We start from the raw sequence: 7,514 nt of genomic DNA on the forward strand, positions 1-7,514 counted from the left end.
CCCGATTTTAATGGCTGCATGGAAGCTCGCTCCCGCTTTGGCGGCTGGTAACTGTGTGGTGATTAAGCCAGCTGAGCAAACTCCGGTAGGTATTTTGTTAGTTGCCGAACTCATCCAAGATATCTTACCGCCGGGCGTACTTAATATTGTGAATGGTTTCGGTGCAGAAGTTGGCCGTCCGTTAGCGACAAGCCCACGTATTGCCAAAATTGCGTTTACCGGTTCAACTCAAACTGGGCAAATGGTGATGCAATATGCGACCGAAAATATTATTCCAGTCACGCTAGAGCTTGGCGGCAAGTCACCGAACCTTTTCTTTGAAGACATCATGGATAAAGAAGATGACTTCTTAGAAAAAACGCTGGAAGGTTTTGCCATGTTTGCCTTAAACCAAGGTGAAGTATGTACTTGCCCTTCTCGTGCTTTAGTACAAGAAAGTATTGCTGATCAATTTTTAGAGTTGGCTGTTGAACGTGTAAAACGTATTAAAACTGGTCATCCTCTCGATACTGAAACCATGATTGGTGCTCAAGCATCTTTGCAACAACAAGAGAAAATCTTACGTTGTATTAATACGGGCCGAGAAGAAGGTGCAGAACTCTTACTTGGTGGTAGTGGCCGTAAAGAAGTAGGTGATGGTTTCTATGTTGATCCGACTATTTTTAAAGGCCACAACAGCATGCAAGTTTTCCAAGAAGAAATTTTTGGTCCTGTACTGGCTGTGACAACATTTAAAGACTTTGACGATGCAATCAAAATTGCCAACGACACTATGTATGGTTTAGGTGCAGGTGTATGGTCACGTTCAGCCCATATTTCTTACCGTGCTGGTCGTGCTATTGAGGCGGGTCGTGTCTGGACAAACTGCTATAACATCTACCCTGCTCATGCTGCATTTGGTGGCTACAAGAAGTCTGGTATTGGTCGTGAAAACCATAAGATGATGCTAGATCACTATCAACAAACCAAAAACTTGTTGGTGAGTTATTCAACCAAACCAATGGGCTTCTTCTAAGTTTCGCACCAAGTTGATACCAAGCTATCAATGCTAGAAGGAAGCAAGATCATAAATTGTATAAAAAGCCGGTAATTTAAATTGCTGGCTTTTTTATTTAGTACAGTCAGCTCTCAGATTTTTACTATCTGGAATAAAAAAGCATCATCTAATATTTAAAGCACATCATTTAGGCATTGCTTTTGCATTCATTCATACAAACCAACTCGCAGGAGTATTGTATGAATCAACCAAAAACAGCTTCCGTTATTTCTTCAAGTGCAGAAGTCTCATCAGCAGAATATTTTGCTCAGCGCCAACTTAAACAAGGTACCGTGGGTTGGTTACTCCTGATTGGTTTAGGCGTAGCGTATGTGATATCAGGTGATTTTGCCGGTTGGAACTTCGGTATTGCCCAAGGAGGTTGGGGTGGTATGTTTATTGCCACCGCTCTTGCTGCCTTGATGTACCTGTGTCTATGTCTTTCTATGTCAGAAATGTCCACCATGATGCCGACAGCAGGTGGCGGTTATAGTTTTGCACGTGCTGCCTTTGGACCTTTTGGTGGTTATTTAACAGGTACAGCGATTTTAATTGAATACGCAATTGCGCCTGCCGCTATTGCCGTATTTATTGGTGGTTATTGCGAATCTCTATTTGGCATTAATGGCTGGATGATTTACCTCGCCTGTTACGCCATTTTTATGGGTATACATCTCAAAGGTGCCGGCGAAGCTTTAAAAATCATGTTTGCGATTACACTTGTCGCCGCTGTTGCCCTTGTCGTGTTTATTGGGGCAATGATTCCACACTTTAATGCACAAAATTTATTTGATATTCCAGTTAATACAGGTGGTGGCGCAAGTCTTTTTTTACCTCATGGCTACTTGGGCATCTGGGCCGCGGTTCCTTTTGCTATCTGGTTTTTTCTTGCAGTAGAAGGTGTTCCGTTAGCAGCAGAAGAAGCAAAAGATCCAGCCAAATCTCTGCCACGAGGTTTAATCGGTGCAATGCTCATCTTAACAGCATTTGCCATGCTTATTTTGTTCTTGGGTGCAGGCGCAGCAGGTGCAAGTACTTTACAAAACTCAGGTGCCCCTCTGGTAGATGCTTTGGTTAAAGTTTATGGCACCAACACTTGGCTTGCGACATTCGTAAACTTTGTGGGTTTAGCTGGTTTAATCGCAAGTTTCTTCTCAATTATCTATGCCTATTCACGTCAAATCTTTGCATTGTCACGAGCTGGATACTTACCTACTTCACTCTCGTTAACTAACAAAAATAAAGCTCCTTATCTGGCAATTATTATTCCGGGCATTATCGGGTTCTTACTTTCACTCACAAAAGAAGGCGATTCACTCATTTTAATCGCGGTTTTTGGTGCAACTATTTCTTATGTGCTGATTCTTTTATCCCACATCAAACTGCGCTTATCTAAACCCGATATGCCTCGCCCTTATAAAACTCCAGGAGGAATCATCACTTCAAGCATTGCACTAGTTTTAGCAGTCGCTGCTGTGGTCGCAGGTTTTGTTGTTAATCCGAAAGTGTGGTTTATTGCTGCCGGTATCTATGTCGTATTTATTGCTTACTTTTTGTTCTACAGCCGCTATCATTTAGTGAAAGGAACACCAGAAGAAGAGTTTGCAAATATTAAAGCCGCAGAACAAGAACTATAAATAAAAGGATGTAACTATGAGTTATCGCAATATTGTCGCCAATCAACAGTATCACTTTGCTGACCTAAAAACGTTAATGGCCAAAGCTACACCGTTACGTTCAGGCGATGAGTTAGCAGGTGTAGCTGCCAGAGATGCAACCGAACATGTTGCGGCACAAATGACTTTGGCTGATGTGCCATTAAAAACCTTTTTAAATGAAGTTTTAGTCGATTACGAAACTGATGAAATTACACGACTGATTATTGATGAACATGATCTGGCAGCCTTTGCCCCTATTTCACACTTTACAGTAGGCGATTTTAGAAATTGGCTACTTGGAGAAGATGCCACTGCAGAAAGCTTAAAAGCATTAGCATCGGGTTTAACCCCAGAAATGGTGGCTGCTGTCAGCAAAATTATGCGCAATCAAGATTTGATTTATGTCGCCAGCAAATGTGAAGTGGTCACCCAATTTCGCAACACAATTGGTTTAAAAGGACATCTTTCTACCCGTTTACAACCCAACCACCCTACCGATGATGTGCTCGGTATTTCAGCCAGTATTTTAGATGGTTTGATGTATGGCAATGGTGATGCTGTAATTGGCATTAACCCTGCCACGGATAACCTGCATAATTTGTCAGAGCTACTGAAATTGCTTGATCATGTCATTCAGGAATATCAAATTCCAACGCAATCTTGTGTACTTACGCATATCAGCTCAGGCATTCAACTGGCTGAAAAAAATGTACCGATTGATTTAATGTTCCAATCAATTGCCGGCACCCAACTGGCCAATGAAGGTTTTGGAATTTCACTTGATTTAATACAAGAAGGATATGACGCCACCCTCTCACTCAAGCGCGGAACCATTGGACAAAACGTCATGTACTTTGAAACGGGTCAGGGCAGTGCCCTATCAAGCAATGCTCATCACGGAGTAGACCAGCAAACATTAGAAACTCGTGCTTATGCAGTAGCCCGTAAATACAATCCGCTTTTAGTGAATACAGTCGTTGGCTTTATTGGTCCCGAATATCTTTTTAATGGCAAACAAATTATACGTGCAGGCTTAGAAGATCACTTCTGCGGCAAGTTACTCGGAGTACCAATGGGCTGCGACATTTGTTATACCAACCATGCAGATGCCGACCAAAATGATATGGATGTTCTCCTTACTCTATTTGGTGCCGCTGGCATTAACTTTATAATGGGGATTCCGGGTTCAGACGATGTCATGCTCAACTATCAAACCACTTCCTTTCATGATGCTCTCTATTTAAGACAACTCTTAGGTTTAAAACCCGCTCCTGAGTTCTCCGCTTGGCTTGAACAACAAGGGATTTTTAAACAACAAAACTCTCAAATTTGTTGGGCAGACCATATGCCTGACCAATTCTCTCGTCTGCTTATGAACTAGGGAGAACACCATGAAACTTAATCGTGATATTCAATATCCATCCTCTACCCATCAGGATCAGTGGGAAAAGCTCAAACAGTTTACCGATGCCCGTATTGCTCTGGGTCGTGCAGGTTGTAGTATCCCAACATGCGCTTTACTTGAGTTTCAGTTGTCTCATGCACAAGCAAAAGATGCAGTTTATCAAGAGATGGATATTTCCTACCTCTCGGAGCAATTAGCACAGCAGCAGCTGCAAAGTTTTCATATACAAAGTAATGCACCTAATAAAGAAATTTATCTTAAACGTCCAGATTTGGGGCGCCAACTTTCAAATCCATCAAAAGATACCTTAATTAAGAAGTATTCAGAAAACCCGCAACAGTATGATGTTTGTATTGTGGTAGGTGACGGTCTCTCTGCAAGAGCGATTGAAGCAAATGCTATCGTATTTATTGCAGCGCTAAGTGAACAAATTCAGCAAGAAAATTGGAGCCTTGCCCCGATTGTACTTGCAACAGGAAGCAGAGTTGCTTTAGGCGATGAAGTTGCAGAAATTTTTAAAGCATCCATGTTAGTCATGCTGATTGGAGAACGCCCTGGTTTAAGCTCTCCTGACAGTATGGGAATTTACTACACATGGAATGCATATTCAGGCTGTCTCGATTCCAAACGCAACTGTATTTCAAATGTTCGCTCAGCAGGTTTAAGTATTCCGGTTGCTGTACAACGTTTAATGGCATTAATGAGAAAATCAAAACAGCTTGGCTTTTCAGGAGTGAATTTAAAAGATGAACATCAACTTTCAAATATCGACCATAATGAAAACTCAAAGCTTTTATTTTAAATAGCAGGTTACGCGTAGATATTTCTTCCCTACAAAATATTTATGCCTAACAAGATTATCTTAACGAAAAATAGCAATTTTCAGGTATTGACGATTTGTATGGATATTTTCTTCTTTATATTTATCGCTATACTCCACCTATTGGTCCTCTCTAAATCATTTGTATGAACACAACAAACGCCTTCCCTAAAACTATTTATGCCATTCAGCATCTTGCTTTCGAAGACCTAGGTTCATTAGAAGATGTTTTTTATCAACTTGGGTTTCGCGTCCGCTATTTTGAAGCAGGTGTGGATGATTTAACCCCTGCTTTTACACATGACGGTTTAACTATTATTTTAGGCGGCCCAATCGGAGTTTATGAAACCGAAGATTATCCATTTTTAAAAGATGAAATCGCTTTACTCAAACAACGATTGGCAGCAGATAAACCTACACTTGGTATTTGCTTAGGCGCACAGCTCATTGCTCATGCACTTGGCGCCAAAGTATATGCAGGCCATCAAAAAGAAATTGGCTGGGGAGCCTTAAGCTTAAGTTTACGTCCTAATCAGGTATTATCACCTTTGCTTAATAATGTGCATGTTTTACACTGGCATGGCGACACTTTTGACCTGCCTGAAAACGCAGTGTTATTAGCTAGTTCAGAGATTTATACTAATCAGGCTTTTGAAGTTGGAAATAATATTCTTGCCTTGCAGTTTCATATTGAAACAACAGAAGAAAATTTTGAGAAATGGCTCATTGGCCATACATGTGAACTTCGCCATGCTGGAGTTTCAATTCCAAAACTGCGTGAGCAAAATATTGAATATGCCCCTGCACTTGAGCAAGCTGCATTTGAAATTATTCAAAAATTCTTAAAAAGAATTGGATATAGTGCTTAAATGAGTGATTTTTTAATCCGCATTAAATATAGCTTTTTACTACCTCGTATTTTTTGATTGTTTTTTAAACAAAAAAAGCTTTATATTTTATTTTTAGAAACATTTCAGAAAAATTTCAGTGTATTATTAATTTGTAACATAAAATATACGCTGATTTACTATGGATATCTGGAAGTTTATTAAAAGCTTTAATACGGTTAATACTTATTTAATGCTTTCAACTATGCTTCTCATACTATTAGTTCTTTATTTTTATGTGATTAACCCGGCCTAAGCTACTTTGCCAAGGACGTTAATCATAAAGAAAAAGAAAATATGAGAAGACACCTAAATAAAAAGCCCAACTTTACAGTTGGGCTTTTTTATATCTGCTGTTTACTCACCACATGGTATTCATCTTGCGAAAAAGTAAGAGATAATCAATCTCAACTATTTACTCACAACATGTTGTTCGTCTTGCGAAAAAGTAAGAGATAATCAATCTCTTACTTTTTCTCAGGCTTGAAGCTGTCTTTTAAGTCAAGAACACGGTTAAACACAGGCTTCTCAGGAGTATGATCGTATTGATCAGCAACGAAATAACCTTCGCGTTCAAATTGGAAGCGATCTTCTGGCTTCGCTTGAGCTAAAGCAGGTTCGATCACAGCTTGAACCACTTTCAAAGAATCTGGGTTTAAGTTTGCTAAGAAATCATCACCAGTTTCAGGGTCAGCTTCTGTAAACAATCGATCATAAATACGTACTTCAGCAGGAATACCTTTAGTTGCAGATACCCAGTGAATTACGCCTTTTACTTTGCGACCTTCAGGATTTTTACCTAAAGTATCCGGATCGATCGAACACTTCAGCTCAATGACTTCACCGTTTGCATCTTTAATGACTTCATTACACTTAATCACATATGCATGGCGTAAACGAACTTCACCATCAGGAATTAAACGTTTAAAGCCTTTTGGCGGTACTTCTTCGAAATCTTTACGGTCAATATAGATTTCTTTAGTCAATGGAATCACGCGCTCACCCATATCGACATTAGGATGACGAGCATGGGTAAGGTCTAAATCTTCCGGTAAGTTCGTAAGTGTTACTTTCAATGGATTTAACACTGCCATACCGCGCGCTGCCGTATTCTCTAAAGATTGACGAATACAGAACTCAAGCATTGCGACATCCACAATACCGTCAGTTTTAGACACACCTACACGTTTACAGAAATCACGTAGGCCTTCTGGTGTGAAACCACGGCGACGCATACCGACAACCGTTGGCATACGAGGATCATCCCATCCATTCACATAACCGCCTTCAACCAATTTACGTAATTTACGTTTAGACGTAATGGTGTAATCTACGTTTAAGCGAGAAGATTCGTACTGATGCGGCACAGCTTTAGACTTAACTTTTTCAACAATCCAGTCATAAAACGGACGGTGGTCTTGGAACTCTAATGTACAAAGTGAATGTGTGATTCCTTCGATCGCATCAGACAATGGATGAGCATAGTCATACATTGGGTAGATTTTCCACTTATCGCCTGTTTGGTGATGCTCTGAATGTAAAACACGATACAAAATTGGGTCACGCATATGTACATTCGGGCTTGCCATATCAATTTTGGCACGTAAAACAGCTTCACCCTCTTTAAGTTCACCATTGCGCATTTTTTCAAAACGAGCAAGGTTTTCTTCAACAGAAGCATCACGATATGGCGAATTTTTACCTGGCT

6 protein-coding genes are annotated in these 7,514 nt (G+C 40.3%); 5 read left to right on the forward strand and 1 reads right to left on the reverse strand.

Annotated features, from left to right (window positions below; all coding sequences use genetic code 11):
• From C1642_RS19470 to C1642_RS13840, 5 genes are all read left to right on the forward strand, one after another.
• On the forward strand, positions 1-1,015 hold a 1,015-nt coding region (locus C1642_RS19470; protein WP_228153892.1), incomplete at its 5' end, for an aldehyde dehydrogenase family protein.
• A 221-nt stretch (positions 1,016-1,236) separates the two neighbouring features.
• On the forward strand, positions 1,237-2,673 hold the full coding sequence (gene eat / locus C1642_RS13825; protein WP_103236455.1) for an ethanolamine permease: 1,437 nt from the start codon (positions 1,237-1,239) through the stop codon (positions 2,671-2,673).
• A gap of 16 nt (positions 2,674-2,689) precedes the next feature.
• Entirely contained in the window at positions 2,690-4,075 is a 1,386-nt protein-coding gene (locus C1642_RS13830; RefSeq protein ID WP_000122142.1) for an ethanolamine ammonia-lyase subunit EutB, read from the forward strand.
• 10 nt (positions 4,076-4,085) lie between these two features.
• Positions 4,086-4,901, forward strand: coding sequence for an ethanolamine ammonia-lyase subunit EutC (gene eutC / locus C1642_RS13835; RefSeq protein ID WP_103236456.1), 816 nt, complete (start codon positions 4,086-4,088; stop codon positions 4,899-4,901).
• 164 nt (positions 4,902-5,065) lie between these two features.
• The gene (locus C1642_RS13840; RefSeq protein ID WP_001098470.1) at positions 5,066-5,788 is read left to right on the forward strand and encodes a glutamine amidotransferase; all 723 of its coding nucleotides are present in this window, start codon (positions 5,066-5,068) and stop codon (positions 5,786-5,788) included.
• A 485-nt stretch (positions 5,789-6,273) separates the two neighbouring features.
• Here the strand turns inward: C1642_RS13840 and glnS are convergent.
• Positions 6,274-7,514, reverse strand: a 1,241-nt coding sequence (gene glnS, locus C1642_RS13845; RefSeq protein WP_228153893.1) for a glutamine--tRNA ligase, incomplete at its 5' end; no start/stop codon positions are given.

The sequence above is a fragment of the Acinetobacter sp. AKBS16 genome, from assembly GCF_002899995.1.
GTDB classification, from domain to species: domain Bacteria; phylum Pseudomonadota; class Gammaproteobacteria; order Pseudomonadales; family Moraxellaceae; genus Acinetobacter; species Acinetobacter baumannii.